Source organism: Streptococcus sp. C150 (genome assembly GCF_000187445.1).
Taxonomy (GTDB): domain Bacteria; phylum Bacillota; class Bacilli; order Lactobacillales; family Streptococcaceae; genus Streptococcus; species Streptococcus raffinosi.
On record NZ_GL698449.1, the window covers coordinates 756,107 to 776,997 of the forward strand.

Consider the following 20,891-nt stretch of genomic DNA (forward strand, 5'->3'; position numbering starts at 1 on the left):
TACTTAAGCCCTTGCTTTTATTTATCTGAAGAAGGTGTGGTTTCTTTAAGTGGGGCCTCTATCAATTGGAAGTCTGCTTTCTCAGCAGGTTCCGTGTCTCCATCGGACTCTTGAATCACATATGGTTTGAAAGCCTCATACTTAGACCAAAATTCATCTTCGTCATAACTATGACCGTCAACACTATATGTCACCTCAGAAACTTTCGTTGATTCGCTTGGGGAATAAACAGTATAATCAAGAAGCTTATCTAGTCCCGTTCGTGAATAATTGATACGGTAAGTCATTTCAGATGAAATATAGGCACTGGAACCCCAGTGAACTTGCAAGGTTCCGTCTTTAAAAATCGTAAGGCCAGGTCGGAGACCGAACGGAATTTTATTATCAAAGAGATTGACAGCCTTCTTACCGTCAAATGTGTAGACGACGTAGACGGAGTTATCTTGACTACCAATCAGTAATTCATCAACACCATCATCATTCAGGTCAGTTACCAAATAGTTGACCTTGTTATTATTGAAATTTTTTAGGACCATTACGGGATCGTAATCGACACCTGAACCTTGTTGGTAATTGGAATCACTGACTTTCAAGACATAATCCTTCACGATTTCCTTGTAAGCTGAATGAGCCGTTTCGTTTATGTTAGTTCCTTTAAAGATATTTGAATCCTTTTGAGAAAGTTTAAAGTTTTCAAGGTCATCCACTAGGGGCTGGTGTTTGTCTTCAAGATCAACATCATAAGCCTTTTTAAAATCATAAAGTTTCGTTCTGGTTGAATCTTTTCCATCTTTCAAGAGACAGACACCTGTTTTGAGGTTATAAACCACATAGAGTTGGCAATCATTTTTCAAACAAGGACAAACAATCGTTAGTTTAATGACATGTCCTTCTTGTCTCATATCCTTGTAGAGAAAGGCCTCATAAGAATAGCCCGTGGCAATAGCGATACGAATAAGCAATTCTTGAAGACTAGGATTCTGACCGATGTTCTGATAACGTTTCAGACTTGCTAAGAGATTATCTTTAGTGTTATCAGAGACCAACCAAGCTGGTTTATCATCCGATTGTAGGGCATCTCCGAGTTTACTATCTTCCGTCGATGCGATGAAATAATAGCAAAGCATCCGAATATAGTTTAAAGCTTCCTTTTCTTTAGTTGATGGCGAGCCTAAGAGATGTTCAACCGCAAAACTATTAGTATAGATAAGCTTAACTTGCTTCAAGTCCTTATCCTGGATAGCTTTTAAAAGTTTATTATATAGGGCAGCTATGATTTCATGATAGCCATTTTTCTCACTATAGTCCTGTTTGTCTAGGGCAAGAATCTCATCCCTACTTAAGACTTTGTCCAACTTAGACAAGACTTCTGACCAATCAGAGGTCAGCAAACTTTGATCTAATTGATTCACACTTTGTTTAGACTTTGCGGTATCTGTATAAGAAAATTCTTTCAACCAGTTAATGATATCTGATTTTAAGCCATCACTTAGTGTTATGCCATAGCCGTCACAGGCCTTCTTTAATATATCTTGTAACCAACTATCGTCAATCTTTTCTTTGTCAGTTACCTTTTTAATAATCTGCTTCTTGAGTTCGGCTAAAAATCTATTGGCATCATCGTCTGAGAGATGAGATTCTTCTTTGATTTTATCAATAAGACCAATTTCGTCTTGACTGGTTTTGATAGTTTTTTTGTCTACCGAAAAGCCAACCTTGTCAAGCAGAGCATAGACACCAGCTAAGGCTCCCTCCCCACTTACTTCATTGACTGAAGCAATGCGGATAAGAACATCGGATACGCCAGATGTAATAGCTGCATTTTGATATGTTGTTGAGGAAACTTTGGTAATTTTTGTTGGTGTCACAATCTCAACCTGAACACCAGAACCTTCGGACAATGGTTTAATATAAGCACTTGAATAAACCTTGGAATTGGTATCAACATCGTCCAAGTATTTGGCAATGGTCTTACCATCAACGTCTATCACCTGATCTTCAGCGATATTGGTATCACCCAACAGTCGCTTGGTATCCGCTTTTTCCGATGAGGATAGGGAAGAACCTAATGACATCAAAGGCTGTGTCAGAACTTTTTTAAGATTTTTTTCTTTCTTACTATCTATTTGCTTATTCTTATTGGATAAGGCAGTTAGATTAGGTGATTTTTGGGAAGAGGAGGTCTCTGATTTTGTGATGTTATTAGCAAAAACAAGACCATTTGGGGATATAAAAGGGGAAGCAAGTGGTTGAACTGTTAAAAGAAGGATAAGACTTGCTACTAACCCATTAAACAATTTCTTTTTCATAGGATTTCCTGATATGTTCTCGTATTAAAGGTTATCAAAGCTAATGATATAGAATGACGAACCGTGCTTTTTACAAACATAATGACGGGTTTTTGATGAGGTTGCCGGAGCCTTGCCGTCTGTAAAGTAAGTCGTCGTCGTAAAATCTATGGTAAAGGTTACCTGATCACCATTTTCTTTAATGTCATAGATATTATCAGTCTTTGACTCAAAGTGATCATAGTGGTCAGGATTTTGTAAGTAGATATCAATAATACTCTTATAAGTAGAGTTATCTTTAGACTCAAAGTATGGATAAACATAATCTGATGATTCTTTAATGGTACGATTGATGTCACTTCTAAAGTTAGTCATAAAGGTCTCAATATTCTTCTTGGTATCTTGCTCACTAGAAGTATTTTGCGAAGAAGAGTTGCTTGAAGAATTATTTGATGAGGATTTCGAAGATGCTTTACCATCAGAGCCTAGATTTGAGACAACGAAATAATGATAGGAAGTCCCTGTAACTGTTAAGCCCAGTTCACTGGCCTTGTCTTCATCTAAGGTTATCTCAACATCAACAGTGTCCCCATCTGATAGTCCAGTTTCCTTAGAAACGGTAATTTGGGGATTTTCCAAAAATTTCTTTATCTCACTGCTACTACTTGATACACTTGGGGTCGCATCGATATGTACACTGGCAACCCCCGAGCCATTTTCACCATCAACGTTCAAACTAACTTCGTATTGAGACAAATCAACTGTTTGACCATCATAGTAAGAGCTGCCATGAGAATAGTCATTGTTGTTATTGAAATTATTGACATTAAGTACCAAAATGAGAGGTATAACAATCCCTAAAAAGATTAAACAACCTCCAAAAAAGCCTCCCAATGATTTTCTTTGAGGGAATTCTAAATTAGGCAGTGCTGGTGACTGAGCACGATTTCTATAGAAGAATGACTCACCATTTTGAAGGAAATGATCTGACTTCTGACAAAGCGCATAGAGTGAAAAAATCGAACTAATAATATTTACAAAAGGAACCAAAGTAAAGAGATAAAGTACAAAAATTCCTCGTCCACGCAACCCTGCATCCCTCAATCTTCTCGTTTTAAGCGTCAATCCTGGCAATATTAGAACCAAATAGGGTAACCAAAGAATACTATAAATTGAAAGACCTAATAAGGGATTAAAAAACAAATAATCAAGCAAGTAGATATTGGTCTTATTAATGAGTAAAAAGCTGAGAATAGCGTAAAAACTTCCCCAAGCCACTAAATTAAAGAATACGACTGACCAATAACCTTTTCGAGACGTAAAGCCATTAAAAGACCAGTAACCTCTGAAATAATCAGCAAGTGCTCTCCCAAAGGTAATCTCTTGTCCACGTTGATCGATGAGAAAAGGGGAGGCATATTGATCTTGCGAAGTATTGTAATAATTAGGAATTGCTTCTCCTTGATAATCTTGTTTAGGACTAGGACCTTCTCCTCCCATGTTTGTCTGCGTATTATAATAGTTTGGAGTTGCTGCTTCCTGATAATCCTGTTTAGGACCTTCTCCTACTATGTTTGTTTGCTCATGCAAGTGTTCTGATGCAAACCGATCGTTAAAATCAGATGTCTCTGCTACATCATACTGCTCTACGCCTGGTGCCACTTGAGGCGAATTTTGCCCTTGAACGCTTTGATCTGTATTATCTGGACCACTATCAAATTTACCAGCATTTTTTGCTTCGAGATACTCATCAGCATTCGGCTTTCGCCCATGAAGGAGTTCAAAATAATCAATCCAATCGTCTCTTTTACTCATAACACTAAAATAACCTTTCTAAATTTTCAATTATACCCATGTCTATTCTAATTGTTTATTTACCTTCGTCGGCTGTCAACAAGCCTACCCTATCTTCATGACGAGGTCACTCCTTATCATTAGCGACATCAAAGTTTTTCACGTCTGTCGGTGTGCTGCTCCTCTTGTTTACGATGTGCAGTGGCATTCATCATACTGTCTTCAATACTATCCTTAACTTTGAAAACACCAACCTCTATCAAGTGTATTACAAAATAAATACCCACTACGATAGCTACAAAAATTAAAAAAAATGAAATTTCCATGTTATCCTACTTTCTTGAAGATGTATAGTCGATTACCTTACGTTCGACCTCAACATTATCATCTAATTGCTTTAAAATATTTTCGATACGAGTCAATATAAAATTGTAAACGAACTCTGTCTCTTTAAAGCTTTGTTTCTTCAACGTTTCCAACGAAAATTGATAGACGTATTCACCATTATATTCACCCAAACTTTTAAAAGAGAAAATAGCTTTCTTACCCATGTATTTAACGGTGATAATAATAAGGTCAGAATAAAATTCTTGCTCAACTTTTGTAGCGTTTTGAAAGGGACCGCCAGGTGTTTTGGGTAGGACAAAGGGCTTCTCAACTAATTTCTCAGAAATTGCATTTAAGGATGTGATTTTTCTTGAATAAAAAGAATGGGTTTGTTGCATGAATAATTGTGAATCACGTTGTTTAATGACTCCCTTCTCAATCAAAGCATTCTTAAATAGTGTATCTGCTGGTCTAACCGCATAAAAATAGAAAAGAGGAAAAAGCACCAAAGACACTATCATTCCAATCCAAGTTTCGTAGTACATTTATTTCTCCCCTTTCTTGAGATAAGTCACATAAACTCTGTTTTGAAAGTCTTGATCCTCATGCAACACAAAGGCAGCGACTCCCATAACAAAAACAGAAATCCCCATTGGCAATAAATTTTTATAACGCTCATTTGCGACATTTTTATTGATCTGTTTATAGAATTCTCTAGTCGTGTCGAAACTGCTGGAGCCATAATAGTCGGTACTGTATTTTGTAGGTAGAAAAACACTTCCCGATTCGTAGATATAACCGTTAGCATTTGTACCCTCTGCTGGTTTCAAACCGAAAAAGACAAAGAAGAGATTGGCAATCAGCATAAGAGCCAACAAAGCCTTATGTTTGGTGGTGATATTAGACCAGAATGAGTCCGTCATCGCATAAGTATTTAGAGGTGCTGTTTGTCCTGTATTAGTATAGTTAGTCTGAGAATAAGGACTTGATGGCCTTGTAAAATAAGGATCTAACTGGCTTGTCCCAGACCATTGAGGTGTATCTTGTGAAGGTGATATTGGTCCACTGCTGAATGGATGCGTTTGTGGATTCGAATTGACATCACTTTGGGATTGGTTATTAGCAATGGACTGATCGACTTGATAACCAAAACCAAAGTTTTGCTGATTAAGGCCTGTATTGATAGGTTGAGTACTTACAGTCTGATGTACAGGATTTGTAGTTGGCTGTGGAGCTGGCTGTTTCAGTGCTTCAACTCCTTCAAAAAACTCTTCAAAGCTAGGCTTACGACCATGATTTAATTCAAAATTCTTCACCCAGTTTTCTCTTACTTGTTTTGGAGATTGAGGCATCTCTTGTTGAGGACTCGTTATGTTTTCCTCTTTTTCTGTCACTTTCTCTTTTTCAAAAAATCCTGATGCCTTGGCTTTACTGAATTCTTCTAGAGTGGGCTTTCTACCATTGACAGCTTCGAAGTACTCAAACCATTCTTGCTTTTCCATAATAATTTCTCCTAATAACCAGATTGAGGTGAAGACAGATTATCTTATTGCTTTTTCACCTCATTGTTCAGCAAAATGAAGCTATGATATATCGTGTGACAATAGCTTTCGTTAGAGTATACTGATATTATCAAATAATTCATAGCATATACTTTTAAACTTTTAGAATTATTATAACTAATTCCTCAGAATCAAACGTAAAAAAGCAAAAATATTTTCATATTGCTGGATTCTAAGAATATAGATATTTTTTTGAAAATATTTTTTCCTTATTAATAATTGTAGATTTTTGGTATATAATAGACTTAGAAGATTTAAAAGGAAATTTAAGTTATGGAAAATCGTTCTTGCTATGGTCAAGCCTTCAGGCAATTGCGTTTAGATCGGGGATACAGTTTAAAAGAAGCTGCTGGGAATATTATTTCTCCCCAAATGCTTGGGGTTTTTGAGCATGGAAAATCTGGTATTAGTCTTAATAACTTTGGTCGTCTCCTAATTCGTATAGGAGCCACTTGGAATGACTTCTTCCGCTACTACAATGGGGAGTCTATCTTAAAAGAACTGTCTTTATCGGACGAAATTTTAGTCAAGATTAACAATGGTCATTATTATGATGGCTTTAAATTAGTCGAATCTTCTTTTGAAGGTGATTATTCAGATAATCCCATTCTCGAAACTGTCTATAAACTATCCTACCAAAGTTATTTTCAAACACTGAGCCTAACCTCCAAACTTACGGATGACGAATTAGAAATTGTTTTAAACTATTTAAATCGTATTGATACATGGGGGATTTTTGAGTATTCAGTACTTAGCTATATATTAGCTGATTGCCCTTATGAAATGGTCAAGTATCGTTCTGGCAAGATTTTAGATGCTATGGCTAACAATAAAAAAAGTTTTCTATCTTCCAAAAAAGAAGATATCGCTATTTTGATACATATGATTGGCTATTTTTCGAGAAAGGCCTATTTCAAGGATGCCAATAAATTAATCGCTGAATTAGAAAACATCCTTAAATCCCCTTCTTACAACCATCTCTATACTGAAAAATTTAATTTTAAGTTTTATCAAGCCATGAACTTCTTACGACAAAATAATCCCAAGGGACTTGAGATCGCAAGAGATTGTATTCATTTTTTAGAAGCCTTCGAGGCTTTAGACAACTCTAATGCTTCAGCCATTGACAAGAATAAAATTTTAAGTGCTGTTTCTGTTTTAAATAAAACTGGTATCCCTTTTAAAGAAAGCTAAGTTTATATCAATTAAAAGCACTAGAAGATATTTGGAGCCAGCATTTATCGAAGTTTTGCCTTCAAAATTAAGACCGGTTTTCGGTCTTTTTCATTTTTAAAGCGCTGACTATTACTAATCTTAAGCAAAAACTGTTTTATTTCTTGTAAGCACCCTCTATTTCTTCTTGATTTCATGACATTTTTCTAAGGACTATGTTAAACTATAAAGGTAATTACCTATATAAAGGAGACTTTCAGTATGAAGACTCTTATGTCATATACGAGCTCTGTTTTAGAATGGTTAGGTCGTTACGTGGGGCTCGTCTTATTCGGGGTGTTATTTGTGACAGCCATGATTATTCGGACCACTATGATGACCGGCTATTTTGAATGGGCAGAGATTAGTAGCGTTCCTTGGTATGTTTATGTTTCAGGTGGGGTCATCCTGCTTTTGACACTTCTCTGGCGCAAAATCTTAAACGAACTGACAACAAAGCAGATTTTCATCTTTTTTTCCGTTTGCTTTATGATTTTTGGCCTACTTTTGATTTTTCTGACGAGTTTTGCTGGGCGAGACGATGCAGGTACTGTTTTCCGAGGGGCAGTTCAGTTCAACGCTGGCAACTTTTCCTTGATAAAACCTGGGGCTTACTTCTACCGTTATCCCCACCAGTTAGGCATGCTTAGCTTTGAAAGGCTTATTCTATACCTGATTCCTCTACCTGTTATCTCGGTTTTCTATGTGCTCAATCTGGCTATGGTCATTGGGATGAACTATGCTACTTGGAAAATCACAGAGGTACTTTTTAACAGAGCTCATATCAGTCGTTTGGCTGTCATCATGAGTTTTGGTTTTTTACCTCTAGTTTTCAACATTATGTTTGCTTACGGGCTCATGTATGGCTTGTTCTTTTCAAGTTTCGCTATTCTATTTTTCTTACGCTATTTGAGGCATGGTAAGGCTAGAAATGCTATAGTTTCGGTAATCATGCTAACCTTGGCTTACTGGGTGCGAAGTAATAATATTATTCTCATACTTGCATTGACTGGTATTCTAATACTGTTGATACTTAGAGAAAAACGATACACTTATTTACTGTTGATACTAGCCTTCTTCGTTTTTCCAATGACTATGCATAAGGCGACAACTAGCTATTATGAAATAACTACCCATCAAAAAATTTCTGGAACACCTCAAATTGCTTGGTTAGCCATGGGCTTGCAGGATGAGCCAGACTCAAAACGTATGCCAGGCTGGTACACCGGCTATGTTAGAAAAATCTATACCAAGAAAAAGGGAAATATTGATAAGATTGAGAAAAGTGCAAATCACCTCTTTGATAAGCGGGTGCAATATTTCTTAGAACATCCAGATGAAGCGAGTTGGTTCTTCAGCACTAAATTTATCAGTTCCTGGACTGAAGGGAGTTTTCAATCCATCTGGAATGGGCCTAGTAAAGACAAGTATCAACCCTTGTGGAATCGCTTTGCGACTTCTATTTATCATGATGGAACTCTACATCTCTTTTTCGTAACCTATATGCAAGGTTACCTTTTAGTGCTCTACTTGGGCGGTGTGTTCTATTATGCCTTTGCCTATAAACGAATGGGAGATGGGGCAACACTAGGACTTTATGCCTTCCTTTATCTCTTTGGAGGCATCCTCTTTCATCTGATTTCAGAGACCAAGAGTCAGTACACCCTGCCTTATATTTACTTACAACTTCCGATGATTGCGGTGGGTTATAGTCATATGTCACAAAAGCTCAGTCGCTTCCTAAAGGCTATGAAAAAGTCATCCTAGGATGGCTTTTTTAGATTGTCTCACACTTGCTATCTTGTTATAATAGTTCTATGAAAAATTCGTCTGTTGACTTGTTGCGAGGCCCTATTTTGAGGTCTCTTTTAATCTTTGTCTTGCCTATCTTAGTGTCCAATATTTTCCAACAACTCTACAATACAGCCGATGTTATGATTGTGGGGCGTTTTCTTGGTCCAGATGCCTTGGCGGCTGTAGGTGCTTCTACTGCTATCTTTGATTTGGTTATCGGATTTGCCCTTGGACTCGGTAATGGTATGGGTGTTGTTATCTCACGTTACTATGGGGCGCAAGACTTTAGGAAACTTCGTCAGTCTGTTGCGGCTACATTTGTTATTGCTCTTGGATTGAGTATCTCAGTTATGCTACTAGGACATTTTGGTCTCTACCCCTTATTGAGCTTTTTAGGAACTCCTAAATCGATTATCAATCAATCCCATCAATACATTTCCATGATTGTTTCCGGTGTGGGCGTTACCATGGGCTATAATCTTTGCGCTGGGCTTTTAAGAGCTGTTGGTGATAGTCTAGCTGCCCTTTATTTTCTGATTTTTTCAGCCTTTGTCAATATTCTCTTAGACCTCTTCTTTATCACCCAGCTCCATCTTGGTGTTCAGTCTGCTGGTTTGGCAACGATTATTTCACAAGGGCTTTCAGCTATCCTCTGTCTATTCTACATCAAGAAACGGGTGGGCTTTCTACTTCCTAGCAAGTCTGATTTTGTTTTTGATTCAAGTCTTTATCTAGACCTTTTTGGTCAGGGTATGGCAATGGGACTGATGAATTCCATTGTATCTATCGGGACGGTCACCTTGCAATATGCCATTAACGGCTTTGGTCCTCTTATCATTAGTGCTCAGGTGGCAGCAAGACGCATCATGTCTTTCGCTGTTCTCCCTTTGACCTCTCTTGCTGCTGGTGTAACGACTTTTACCTCGCAAAATTTCGGGGCCAAACAGTTTGAACGTATTCTAGCAGGGCTGAAACAATCTTGCCTCGTCTCCATAACTTGGTCCCTAATGACTTGTGCCATCCTCTATATGGCTAGTCCATTTCTAGCAGAACTTATCTCTGGCTCAAACGAGGCTATTATTATTGAAAATGCCAGTCGCTATCTGCGTATCAGCTCACTCTTTTATCCCATTTTAGGGATGCTTTTCATTTTTAGAAATTGCTTGCAGGGACTAGGAAAAAAATTAACGCCTTTGACATCTAGTTTCATTGAGCTTTTTGGTAAAATTCTCTTTGTCATTTTAGTTATTCCATATTTGGGTTACCTTGGCGTTATCTTATGTGAGCCCTTAATTTGGATTCCCATGACCATTCAACTCTATTTTGCCTTACGAAAACACATTCGACGCTTATTTGTTAGCTAGACGACTTTTTAAGAACAAGTAAAAAACGTGCCAATGCGCACGTTTTTACGTTACTTTAGTCCCCATTCGTCTGAAATCTGATTCATAATAGCTTCCTGAGAGACGATTCCAAAGCCCAGCATGTAGGTTGAATAATCTGCATAGATAACATTGTTATTTTGAACAGCTTTTAGATTGCTCCAAACAGATGTATTCTTCAGTTTGTTATCAAGAAGTTCCTGAGAATCCGCTTGAACAATCAAGAGGTCTGGATTAAGATCTTTAAGTTTATCGATATCAATAACTTGGTACATATCCTCTGGATTAAAGGTTTGAGCACGATTGAACTTGTAAGTGTCATAGAGATAACCAAAATGTCCATAAGCATAATAGCGAATGTCATTGCCCGTCACGCGCAGATACATGAGCTTTTGGTCACCAAACTTAGCCTTAACATTTTCAGCAAAAACGGCTTCTTTGGCATCCATTCTATCAAGAGCATCTTTCATCTCATCACGCTTGTCAAAAATTTCGGCAACCTTTAGCGATGTTTCGTGGTAATCCCAATTTTCATCTGTGTTTATGCGATAACCAACGGTTGGGGCAATCTCTGAAAGCTTGTCATAGAGACCTTCTTGATCTACTGTCATCAGGATAAGATCTGGCTTGAGCTCCTTGATTTTTTCAAGGTCAGGAGATTTTTGCCAGCCGACAGAGACCACATCTGCATCCTTGTAGTGTTTCTTAAAGAGAGTGGAAAACTCTTGACTCCCTTCCTGCCCTGTTGTAGCACCCACTGGTGTGAGGTCAAGCGGTTCTAAGATTTCACCGTATAGGTTGTCAAGGATAACAATACGTTTTGGCGCTTTTTTCAACTCCGTTGTTCCAAAATCATGAACAATAGTCTTAGCTTTAAAGGTATGACTAGTATTACTATCATGAGCACTTTTGACAAGGTTCATACTCGGCAAATAGTATAAAAAAAGGCCTGAAATAATAGCAAGAATGGCTACTAAATAAAGAAAATTTGTTTTTTTCATTTAAACTCCTTAAATGTAATCAGGGCTATCAGTTACCTTTAACGTTATCTTAAAATTTCTTTAATGTCAATGGCTAACAGCTTGTTTTAGAAGCGAATTTAAATCGGTCCTATTAAATAATCCAACAGTGAGAGTTTTAGGACCTTGCAAGCATTAACAGGGGCAGGTTAGGTCATGAAACTATGTTATAATGATAAGTAACACTGGAGGGAAATTATGTTACATGAACTTTCATTTAAGGGACAATGGCGACAGTATCAAAAGCGCATTCTTGACAAGAGTGATACTTACATGTCGGATGGCAAGATTCACTTAGTAGCTGCACCCGGATCAGGTAAGACGACCTTAGGAATTGAATTTATAAGGCGTTTTGGAAATCCTAGCTTAATTCTTGTTCCGACCGTCACCATCAGGCAGCAATGGGTTGATCGTATTAAAGAGGCATTTTTAAATGATTCTAGTCAAGCAGACCAACTCATATCGCAGGACTTGAAACAGCCCAAAATTATAACCGTTGCAACCTACCAAGCACTTCATAGTGCTATGAATCAGCTTGAGGGAGACGCCCTTTCTGAAGACACGGATGATACTGCTGACCAAGAACATTATGAATTTAAAGGCTTTGACCTTAAAAAGACCTTTAAGGAGTTAGCTTTAGGGACACTCTGTTTAGATGAGTGTCACCATCTGCGAAATGAGTGGTGGAAGAGTTTAGAGATCTTTCGTAAGTCATTTCCAAACCTCAATATGGTCTCCCTGACTGCGACACCTCCCTACGAAGGGGAGCCAGCCCTTTGGGAGCGTTACATCAGCATGTGCGGTGTTATTGACGAAGAAATCACCGTCCCTGAACTGGTTAAGGAAGGAACACTCTGCCCTCATCAAGACTATGTTTACTTTGCCTTTCCGACTAAGAAGGAACAAAAACACCTAGATCAGTTTGAAAAGCAGAAACACGACTGTTTAAATAGACTCTCGGCGGATGAAAATTTCTCTAGTACCATTCAATCTAGCTTGGCACTGACAGGTCAGATTACTGACGACGACTTATTGACTAATCCCAAATACCTTTCTGCTATATTGATTTTCTTACGTTCCAAGGGTCTACCTTTCCCGCAATATTTTCAAGAGCTACTTGGTGCCAAGGCCTTACCTGCTTTTTCTCTTGGGTGGTTTGAAACCTTGCTCAATGGTATCATTTTTCAAGTACCAAATTGGTTCACTTTTACTGAAGAAGCCTTTGACCAAATCAAAAGTGATTTAAAAGCCAACGGCCTTATTGAAAGAAATCAAGTTAAACTCATTCGCAATAAAAAGCAAGATGTTTTACTTAATCAATCTCTAGGTAAACTAAAGGCTACTAAAGACATCTTTAAAGCGGAATACCAAGCTTTGGGAAATGATCTTCGACAGTTGGTGCTGACAGACTTTATTCGAAAAGATTTTCAAAGCCATTTAGGTGATGATAAGGCAGAGTTCACACAACTTGGTGTCCTTTCCTACTTCGAATCCATTCGTAGAGAAATGCTTGAGCAGTCTTGGTCGGTACCCATGGCTGTATTGACAGGAAGTTTGGTGATTATCCCGACTGCTGCCAAAGAACCTTTAGAAAAACTTATTCCTAGTTCTCGTTTGTCGTATGAGATTGTTGGACAGTTAAGACAAGATCAATACCTAAAGGTCAGTGTTTCTGGTTCTCACCATGACCTAGTGACTGCCCTTACCCAACTTTTCCAAGAGGGGGATATTCAGGTGATTATTGGAACCAAATCTCTCCTAGGTGAAGGCTGGGATGCTCCTTGTGTGAATTCACTCATTCTAGCTAGTTTTGTTGGTAGTTTCATGCTAAGCAATCAGATGCGTGGACGTGCCATCCGAATCTGGCCTGACAATCCTGAAAAAACCAGTAATATCTGGCATTTGATTTCCATTAATTTTTCATCAAGACACTGGTATGAAACTCAAAATATTGAGGAAAAATACGCTGAGATTAACGAGCTTCAATTATATGAGCTAAGTCCCGACTTAGACTTGTTAAATCGTCGCATGAAGCAATTTCTAGGCCTTCATTATCATGAGCAGACGATTGAGTCTGGCATAGAGCGACTGGAGTTTAATAATCTCAAATTCAACCGAAAAAGCTTGGAGAAACTCAATCAAAACACCGTACGGCAATCTCAGAATCGACAGGAACTAAAAGACCGTTGGCAACAAGCCCTGCCCCTTTATGAGGACATTGAGGTGACTAATGAGGTTGCCGTTGACAAACACTTTCTACCAATGGCGTACCTTAACGATTGGAAGAAAGCTATCCTACTCTTTCAGGCGTTCGTTGTTACCTATTACATCTTTGACGCTAGCAAATATTTGATTAGTGGGACACTGTCAAATTTTAATCTTACGATTCTTTTGCTCTCCACTATTGCACTAGCTATCGTTTGGGGAAGATATGCCATCTATAAAAGTCCCTATAAACGTTTGGAAATATTTGGAAAAGCTATTTATCAAGCCCTGCTAGATGCAGGTCAGATTGAAACTAAAGAATCTGACCCTAGAGTAGTGAGAGATAGTAAGCAGGCCTTATATAATGCCATTTATCTCAAGGGTGCTTCGATGAAGGAGAAAGAAATCTTTGCTCAAGCTGTAACTGAATTTTTCGCCCCGATTGAAAATCAACGTTATATCTTAAAAGCTAGCCACAAAGTTATAGACCAGACCGAATATTTTGCTGTACCTAGCATGTTTGAAAAACGTAAAACTGAAGCGACCGATTTTCTCGAACACGTGCAAAAGACCCTTGGCAAATATGAGCTGATTTATACACGAAATCCTCAAGGACGCCATATTTTACTTGAGGCCCGTATCAAGGCACTTGGCAACAAGCAAGAACGCACTATTACACGCAAAAAAGTCATGTCAACATTAGAATGACACATAAGCAAAACGACTATTACTGTCTTACCGTTATACAATAAACACAAAGATACTATATTGGAGAATCCTATGACAATTACTCACATTTTTTTCGACCTTGATGGTACCCTTATTGATAGTTCTGAGGGCATCCACAATGGTTTTGTTCAAACCTTTGAAAGACTAGGCCTCCCTGTCCCTAGTAATCAAAAAATTCGCACCTTTATGGGACCACCTCTAGAAGTGACATTCAAAGAAGAAATTAGTGAAGAAGATGCTGCCCAAGCCGTCAAAATTTATCGGGAGTATTATGAGACGAAAGGTCAATTTGAAGCCCATCTCTACGATGGCATTAAGGAGGTTCTTCAGGAACTGAAGCAGAATCCTAATAAGAGAATTTACATCACTACTTCAAAAAATGAGCCTGTTGCCCAAAAGATGTGCCAACACCTGGGTCTCACAGCCTATTTTGATGGCATTTATGGGTCTACGCCTGCTGCTTTACACAAGGCTGATGTCTTACAACGGGCTATTACTGAAAATCAGGCGCCTAAGGACAGTTCTGTCATTGTTGGTGATACCAAGTTTGACTTGATTGGTGGAAAAACAGTTGGCATTAAGACATTGGCTGTGACCTGGGGATTCGGAACCAACGAAACCCTCTTGGCAGAAAATCCTGATTTAGTTGCTCATAATACCCAAGAAATCAGGGATATTTTGAAATAATAATTGATAATGAAAAGAGCATGATTTTATAGTCATGCTCTTTTTTCTATCGAATTAAGATTACATCTGAACAATGATATCTAAGCAGAGTACCAAGGCCTCACCAAAAGCTTCTGAACCCCAGTCACGCTGGTCATAATTTTCCAGGTCTGCAAGAGAATCTGCGGTAAATAGGAGTAATCCCCAAACTGCATCACGAAGCTGGGCTACTGCTGCAAGGGCAGCACATTCCATCTCGACAACGCTACAGCCCTCTTCAATGCGATAGGCCACCTTGTCAGGCGTTTCTCTATAAAAGCCGTCAGTCGACCAAGTCATGACCTCTTGATAAGGAATGGACGCTTGTCTTAGAACTGTTTCAATGGCAGTCAGTGCTCGACGATTCACTTCTATATACCTAGAAGGCGCAACATAGTGGTAACTTGCACCTTCATCTCGCAATGCTCTCGTCGGAATCAAAAAGACATTCTCTGGCATGTCTACCAAGACACCACAAGTTCCAGTTGATAAGATTTGCTTTACGCCATAACCAATCAACCAATCCAGAAATTGTGCAGCTGCAGCTGATCCAACTGGAGCTTGAGCCAAGCAGATTTCCTCTCCATTGTAAGTCATCACATAAACTGGATAGGTTTTAGTAGCAGAGACAAACTCTCCAACTTTTTCAGCGCCAATAGCATTCGCATAGCGTTCGATTTCTTCTCCTAAAAAGGCGTAGACGCACCTAGACGGCAAGTTCAAGTCTAAATCCTCATGGGTCGGCATTATCACAGCCTGAGGATTGTCATCAAACTCTAAAATTGGGATTTCATGTTTATGTATCATCTGTTGCCTCCTAAGTTTTAAGAATTATTATATCAAAAAATAACCACTGTAATATGATTTCATAGGAACTACTTCCCAAGAATCACAAAGAAAAACCAATTAAACAATGTACATAACTGAAAAGAAAGGACATAAATCTGCTTTAGTCAGAAACATGTCCTTTTTGTGTTTTATTTTAAGAAATATGATTTCAGTCGGTGTTTATTTCCACAAACCACCTAAAATCTGTTTTTCCAACAAATTTAAGTCTTCTTCTCTTATGTCACTATTGTCGCCAACGATATAGAGTTGGGCAAAGTAGGCCAATAAGGGGCCTATACAAATACGAATCATTTGAGGAACCGTGATTTCAGGATTCACTCGTGAATCTGCTATCAATTCCTTATGGAGTACTAATAATTTATCCTGAAGAGTATTCCAAATATAAAGTTGTTCTTTTCTCAGTTTCTTATTTGAAAAAATTTCCTGAAGAATAATTTTCATCAAAGCGCGATTCGTTTTGAGATAGGCCATGCGATTGTGAACGAGATAATGAACCTTTTCTTCAGTCGTGTTAAAGGCCAAAAGTTCCTCAAAAAAACGACCGAAAAGTCCTGGAACAATAGGACGTAAAATAGCTGTTAATAAATCTTCTTTGGTCTTGAAATACTTGAAAAGCGTTGCCTGACTAAGTCCCGCATGTTTGGCAATTTGTAGGGTGGAGGTCCCATTGTAACTCTTAGTAGAAATCAAATCGACCGCCGCCTGCATGATTTTTTTCTTTCCTTTGGGATAGTCTGCCTCTTTTAGATAAGCTTCAAACGACTCAAAAATACTCTCGCTCATTTTCATCCTCGTATATTTATATTTTAAACTTTACGATAACGACGCAATCCGACAATATTGAGAATTGTCAAAACGATAAGGAAAATAAGTAAAACACCAATATTAGGTACGACATCTCCAATTCCACGTCCGTAAAGAATGATCTGACTCATTGCATCACCTGAGTAGGTCAAAGGCAAGAATTTCCCTAGCGTTTTTGCCCAGTCTCCCATTGAATCAAGTGGAATGATTCCTGAGAAAAAGAGTTGCGGCATAATCACAAGAGGAATAAATTGCATCATCTGGAATTCTGATTTTGCCAAGGTAGACAAGAGAATTCCGAAGGCTAGTGCCACCAGAGCCAGTACCACATTAACTATTATAACATTTAACAGGCTTCCGACAACTTCAATGTTCAACAACCAGATGGCTGCTAGAACGACTACTCCTGTCTGCAGTATGGCAATAAGGCCGTAAGACAACATATAGCCGTAAACAATTTCCGAACGTTTGACTGGGGTTGCCAACAAACGATCTAGGGTTCCGCTAGTACGTTCTTTCAAGAGTGCCATCCCTGAAATCAAAAAGACAAAGAAGAAAACGACGAACCCAAGCAAAACAGGAATCATTTTAGCAAAGAAGCCGGTGTCCTCGTTACCATATTCATAAGATTCCTTAATTTCAGGAGATTTTACCTTTAGTTGTAATTGTGGAAGGGATTGCTTCACACGGGCTAATAATTGATTGGTGTCTTCACTGGCAATACTGGTGCGTAATACTTGTCGGGTCACCGAAGTTTTAGAGGCATCTGTATTGGCATAGGTTACATGATATTCCCCATCCTTATAAGAGATAACTGCATCTACTTTTTCATCGTTTAAAGCCTCTTTAGCTTGATCCAAGTCTTTGTAGGTTTTGACACTGACATGTTCTAAGTCGTCCATCTTACTTACCAAACTACTTGGCACATCTTGTATCGCTAACTTGACATTTACAGTTGTACTAGCCGAAAACATGAGGTTCATCAGCCACATGATAAAGACTGGTGCTACAAACATAAGGGCCAGTGTCCGTTTGTCACGAAGCAATTCTTTGAAGACTTTTTTTGCAATGACAATTGTTCTCATTTCATTCTCCTTCTGCTTTCAAAAAGACTTCTTCAATACTTGAAACACCATAAGATTCTTTTAGCTTGGATGGTGTATCAAAGGCAATGATTTTTCCACCTAATAGTAGTCCGACCTTATCTGTCAGCTCTGCTTCATCCATGACATGGGTTGTAACCAAGATTCCTACACCATTGTCTCTTAGCGCCATCAACTCTTTCCAAATTTTCTTTCGAAGAGAAGGGTCAATCCCAACTGTCGGTTCGTCCAATATCAAGAGTTGAGGATTTCCTAAGAGTGCTATGGCTAGTGACAAACGTCTTTTCATCCCTCCTGAATAACCAGATACAGCCTTGTTTAAGTGATCTGTCAAATCTACCACTTGAGCTACATGAGCAATTTCAGATGACAAGTCTTTCTTAGAAAGTCCTTTGAGCTTACCGAAAAATTGCAAATTTTCCTGACCTGATAAGGCATCATATAAGGCATCTGACTGAGCCATGTAGCCAATATCTCCTAGAATATGACGATTTGGCATGGTATTTTCTAAGACTAAAGCAATACCGCTATCTGCCTTTTCCATTCCTAACATGGTTTTAATCATGGTTGATTTACCAGCACCAGAAGGACCGATTAGACCAATGATTTCTCCAGAATGTAATTCAAAACCAACGTGGTTTAACACAAGTTGTTGACCAAAAGATTTTTGTAAATCTTGTAAATGTAGCAATGTTTTCATATGCATCCTCCTCAGTGAGTGTTTACTCACTTTTTAAATACGAGATTATTATAGTGAGTGTTCACTCACTTGTCAAGTGATAATTTGAATTTTTTTAAATAAAAACACTGGATGATAGCATCCAATGTTTATGACAAAAACTTCTGATGTTAAGAATCTATTCACTATACTCTGAAATAATCTCTCCTATCCACTTTTTCTAGGCTCCGCACTAGATTCCATCATTGAAAATTAAGGTTTCAATGATGGAATCGTCGTCAGTAACCTAATAAAGAAGTCTACAAATTTATCTTTGATTTTCGACGAGAGGAATTATTTGATTGCGCGTGATTGCAATCCTTCTTCTTCCAAGAAGAGGCGGAATGGTACGAGTTCTTCTGCTTCGTATTTTTCCTTGAAGGCTTTGATTGCTTCTTCTGAGTGTTGTTTTGGATCCAACTCAAGTACTTCTACTGGAAGTGGACGGTGTTGAGTGATGCGGGCATCGATCACAACTGTCTTACCTTCTTTGTTGAGTTTCACAGCTTCTGCAACGACTGCATCGATATCTTCGATACGGTTTACAGTGAACCCTACAGCACCTTGCGCTTCAGCGATTTTCGCATAGTCAGCATTAGGGAAGTCACAACCAAACAAGTGTTTGTTTGTGTCTTCGTATTTGTCCTTGATGAAGGCATATTTACAATTTGAGAAGACAACGTTGATAACTGGAAGGTCGTATCGAACGTTAGTGATCACGTCTGGGTAGCACATGTTGAAGGCTCCATCACCCATGATGTTCCATACTTGGCGATCTGGATTGTCTTTCTTAGCAGCAATACCACCAGGAAGGGCGATACCCATTGTCGCAAAGAGTGGAGATGTACGCCACATGTTCTTAGGTGTCATGTGAAGGTGACGAGTTGATGTTTGAGTAGTGTCACCGACGTCGATTGAGTAGATAGCGTCTTGATCAGCATGTTTGTTGATTGCATTGTAAACTTGATACAATTGCAATTCACCCTCAGTTTTACCTTCGAGTTTGTTCATGTAATCACGCCAGTTTTGGTTGTTCTTCACGTTTGCACGCCACCATGGAGTAGATTCAACTGGGTTCACTTTGTCGAGGATAGCTTTAGCTGCTTGACCTGCGTCACCAAGGATAGAAGCGTCAAGAGCGTGACGTTTACCAAGTTTATAAGGGTCGATATCGACTTGGATGAATTTTTCAGTGTTCTTGAAGGCTTCGTAAACTTCAGCAAATGGGAAGTTTGAACCAAGGAAAAGAACAGTGTCTGCTTCAAAGACTACTTCGTTGGCTGGTTTCCAACCAACACGGTATGCAGAACCTGTCAACCCTTCGTAGTTCCATTCGAAAGCTTCAAAGTTTTTACCAGTTGTGATGATTGGTGCTTTGATTTTACGAGACAATTCAGTGATGACATCACCAGCACCAACTCCACCGAAACCAGCATAGATCACTGGGCGTTCAGCATTGTTCAAGATTTCAACAGCTTTGTCGATTTCAGCTTCGTTCAAGGCAGGAGCGATGAAGCGGCGTTCGTAAGAACCTGATCCATAGTATGAGTTTTCGTCGATTTCTTGGAAACCAAAGTTTACTGGAATTTCAACAACAGCTGGACCTTTTTTAGAAACAGCAGCACGGCAAGCTTCGTCAATCACTTTTGGCAATTGTTCTGCATAAGCTACACGTTTGTTGTAAACAGCGATACCATTGTACATTGGGTTTTGGTTCAATTCTTGGAAAGCATCCATGTTGAGTTCGTTGTTTGGACGTGATCCAAGAATAGCAAGAAATGGAGTGTTATCCATAGCTGCATCATAAACACCATTGATCAAGTGAGTCGCACCAGGTCCACCTGAACCAACTGCAACCCCGATAGATCCGCCAAATTTAGCTTGCATAACCGCTGCAAGTGCACCAGTTTCTTCATGGCGAACTTGCAAGAAGCGGATATCTTTGTCTTCAGCCAAAGCGTCCATCAATGAGCTAAGTGTTCCTGATGGGATTCCGTAGATCGTGTCTACGCCCCATGTTTTCAATACGTTGAGCATTGCTGCAGATGCAGTAATTTTCCCTTGAGTCATTCTAACTCTCCTTTATTTCTAATTTGATCTTGAAAAATGAAGCATAGCGCTTCTACTTCATCTTTGCGATTAAAGCTCGTCTTGAAAATGAATTTATTCTGACTGTTCTCATGAAAACGTTTTACAAAACGATTACAGTACTAATTTAGCACAAAGAGATTCACATGTATAAGGATTTGCTCAGAGATGCTCAATCCCTATTACATTACAGATGCTGAATTTGAGAAATTTTCACAAACTATCTTATAATAGGATATTTTATTATAAAATCTATGTACCCGTCTTCTCTTGTGGCTGTAAGAGAAGACAAAAAAGTGGTACAGAATATTA

Annotated in this window: 16 protein-coding genes; 5 read left to right on the forward strand and 11 right to left on the reverse strand. The window is 38.7% G+C overall.

Going from position 1 to position 20,891, the window contains the following annotated elements:
• Nucleotides 1–17: 17 nt before the first annotated feature.
• From HMPREF0848_RS10240 to HMPREF0848_RS03540, 5 genes are all read right to left on the reverse strand, one after another.
• A complete protein-coding gene (locus HMPREF0848_RS10240) occupies nucleotides 18–2,309 on the reverse strand; it encodes a DUF1002 domain-containing protein (protein WP_008534675.1) in 2,292 nt (763 codons plus the stop codon).
• A gap of 24 nt (nucleotides 2,310–2,333) precedes the next feature.
• Nucleotides 2,334–4,103: a DUF805 domain-containing protein gene (locus HMPREF0848_RS03530; protein ID WP_008534676.1), complete on the reverse strand. Its 1,770-nt coding sequence runs from the start codon at nucleotides 4,101–4,103 to the stop codon at nucleotides 2,334–2,336.
• 128 nt (nucleotides 4,104–4,231) lie between these two features.
• On the reverse strand, nucleotides 4,232–4,408 hold the full coding sequence (locus HMPREF0848_RS10615; protein WP_008534678.1) for a hypothetical protein: 177 nt from the start codon (nucleotides 4,406–4,408) through the stop codon (nucleotides 4,232–4,234).
• Nucleotides 4,409–4,414: 6 nt separating this feature from the next.
• A complete protein-coding gene (locus HMPREF0848_RS03535; RefSeq protein WP_008534679.1) occupies nucleotides 4,415–4,954 on the reverse strand; it encodes a hypothetical protein in 540 nt (179 codons plus the stop codon).
• Nucleotides 4,955–5,911, reverse strand: coding sequence for a hypothetical protein (locus HMPREF0848_RS03540; RefSeq protein WP_008534680.1), 957 nt, complete (start codon nucleotides 5,909–5,911; stop codon nucleotides 4,955–4,957). It lies immediately after the preceding gene.
• Between the two features lie 333 nt (nucleotides 5,912–6,244).
• Between HMPREF0848_RS03540 and HMPREF0848_RS03545 the strand changes: the two genes are divergently transcribed.
• The 3 genes from HMPREF0848_RS03545 (at nucleotide 6,245) to HMPREF0848_RS03555 (ending at nucleotide 10,341) form a co-directional block, all read left to right on the forward strand.
• Nucleotides 6,245–7,165: an Rgg/GadR/MutR family transcriptional regulator gene (locus HMPREF0848_RS03545; protein WP_008534681.1), complete on the forward strand. Its 921-nt coding sequence runs from the start codon at nucleotides 6,245–6,247 to the stop codon at nucleotides 7,163–7,165.
• Nucleotides 7,166–7,405: 240 nt separating this feature from the next.
• On the forward strand, nucleotides 7,406–8,950 hold the full coding sequence (locus HMPREF0848_RS03550) for a membrane protein (protein ID WP_037608880.1): 1,545 nt from the start codon (nucleotides 7,406–7,408) through the stop codon (nucleotides 8,948–8,950).
• Nucleotides 8,951–9,000: 50 nt separating this feature from the next.
• Nucleotides 9,001–10,341, forward strand: coding sequence for an MATE family efflux transporter (locus HMPREF0848_RS03555; RefSeq protein ID WP_037608881.1), 1,341 nt, complete (start codon nucleotides 9,001–9,003; stop codon nucleotides 10,339–10,341).
• Nucleotides 10,342–10,391: 50 nt separating this feature from the next.
• On the opposite strand, the gene HMPREF0848_RS03560 is transcribed toward HMPREF0848_RS03555, so the two are convergent.
• Nucleotides 10,392–11,360 carry an ABC transporter substrate-binding protein gene (locus tag HMPREF0848_RS03560; protein WP_008534684.1) on the reverse strand — a complete coding sequence of 323 codons (969 nt, stop codon included), beginning with the start codon at nucleotides 11,358–11,360 and terminating at the stop codon, nucleotides 10,392–10,394.
• 216 nt (nucleotides 11,361–11,576) lie between these two features.
• Between HMPREF0848_RS03560 and HMPREF0848_RS03565 the strand changes: the two genes are divergently transcribed.
• Both HMPREF0848_RS03565 and HMPREF0848_RS03570 read left to right on the forward strand, forming a co-directional pair.
• Complete coding sequence (locus HMPREF0848_RS03565; protein WP_008534685.1) at nucleotides 11,577–14,291, forward strand: DEAD/DEAH box helicase family protein; 2,715 nt, start codon at nucleotides 11,577–11,579, stop codon at nucleotides 14,289–14,291.
• A gap of 72 nt (nucleotides 14,292–14,363) precedes the next feature.
• Nucleotides 14,364–14,999 carry an HAD hydrolase-like protein gene (locus HMPREF0848_RS03570; protein WP_037608883.1) on the forward strand — a complete coding sequence of 212 codons (636 nt, stop codon included), beginning with the start codon at nucleotides 14,364–14,366 and terminating at the stop codon, nucleotides 14,997–14,999.
• Nucleotides 15,000–15,059: 60 nt separating this feature from the next.
• Here the strand turns inward: HMPREF0848_RS03570 and HMPREF0848_RS03575 are convergent, their stop codons facing one another.
• The 5 genes from HMPREF0848_RS03575 to spxB form a co-directional block, all read right to left on the reverse strand.
• Nucleotides 15,060–15,824 carry a nucleoside phosphorylase gene (locus HMPREF0848_RS03575; RefSeq protein ID WP_008534687.1) on the reverse strand — a complete coding sequence of 255 codons (765 nt, stop codon included), beginning with the start codon at nucleotides 15,822–15,824 and terminating at the stop codon, nucleotides 15,060–15,062.
• 201 nt (nucleotides 15,825–16,025) lie between these two features.
• Nucleotides 16,026–16,649, reverse strand: coding sequence for a TetR/AcrR family transcriptional regulator (locus HMPREF0848_RS03580; RefSeq protein WP_037608885.1), 624 nt, complete (start codon nucleotides 16,647–16,649; stop codon nucleotides 16,026–16,028).
• 23 nt (nucleotides 16,650–16,672) lie between these two features.
• The gene (locus tag HMPREF0848_RS03585; protein ID WP_008534689.1) at nucleotides 16,673–17,755 is read right to left on the reverse strand and encodes an ABC transporter permease; all 1,083 of its coding nucleotides are present in this window, start codon (nucleotides 17,753–17,755) and stop codon (nucleotides 16,673–16,675) included.
• Between the two features lies 1 nt (nucleotide 17,756).
• Nucleotides 17,757–18,473 carry an ABC transporter ATP-binding protein gene (locus HMPREF0848_RS03590; protein ID WP_037608887.1) on the reverse strand — a complete coding sequence of 239 codons (717 nt, stop codon included), beginning with the start codon at nucleotides 18,471–18,473 and terminating at the stop codon, nucleotides 17,757–17,759.
• 312 nt (nucleotides 18,474–18,785) lie between these two features.
• A complete protein-coding gene (spxB, locus tag HMPREF0848_RS03595) occupies nucleotides 18,786–20,561 on the reverse strand; it encodes a pyruvate oxidase (protein WP_008534692.1) in 1,776 nt (591 codons plus the stop codon).
• Nucleotides 20,562–20,891: the final 330 nt, after the last annotated feature.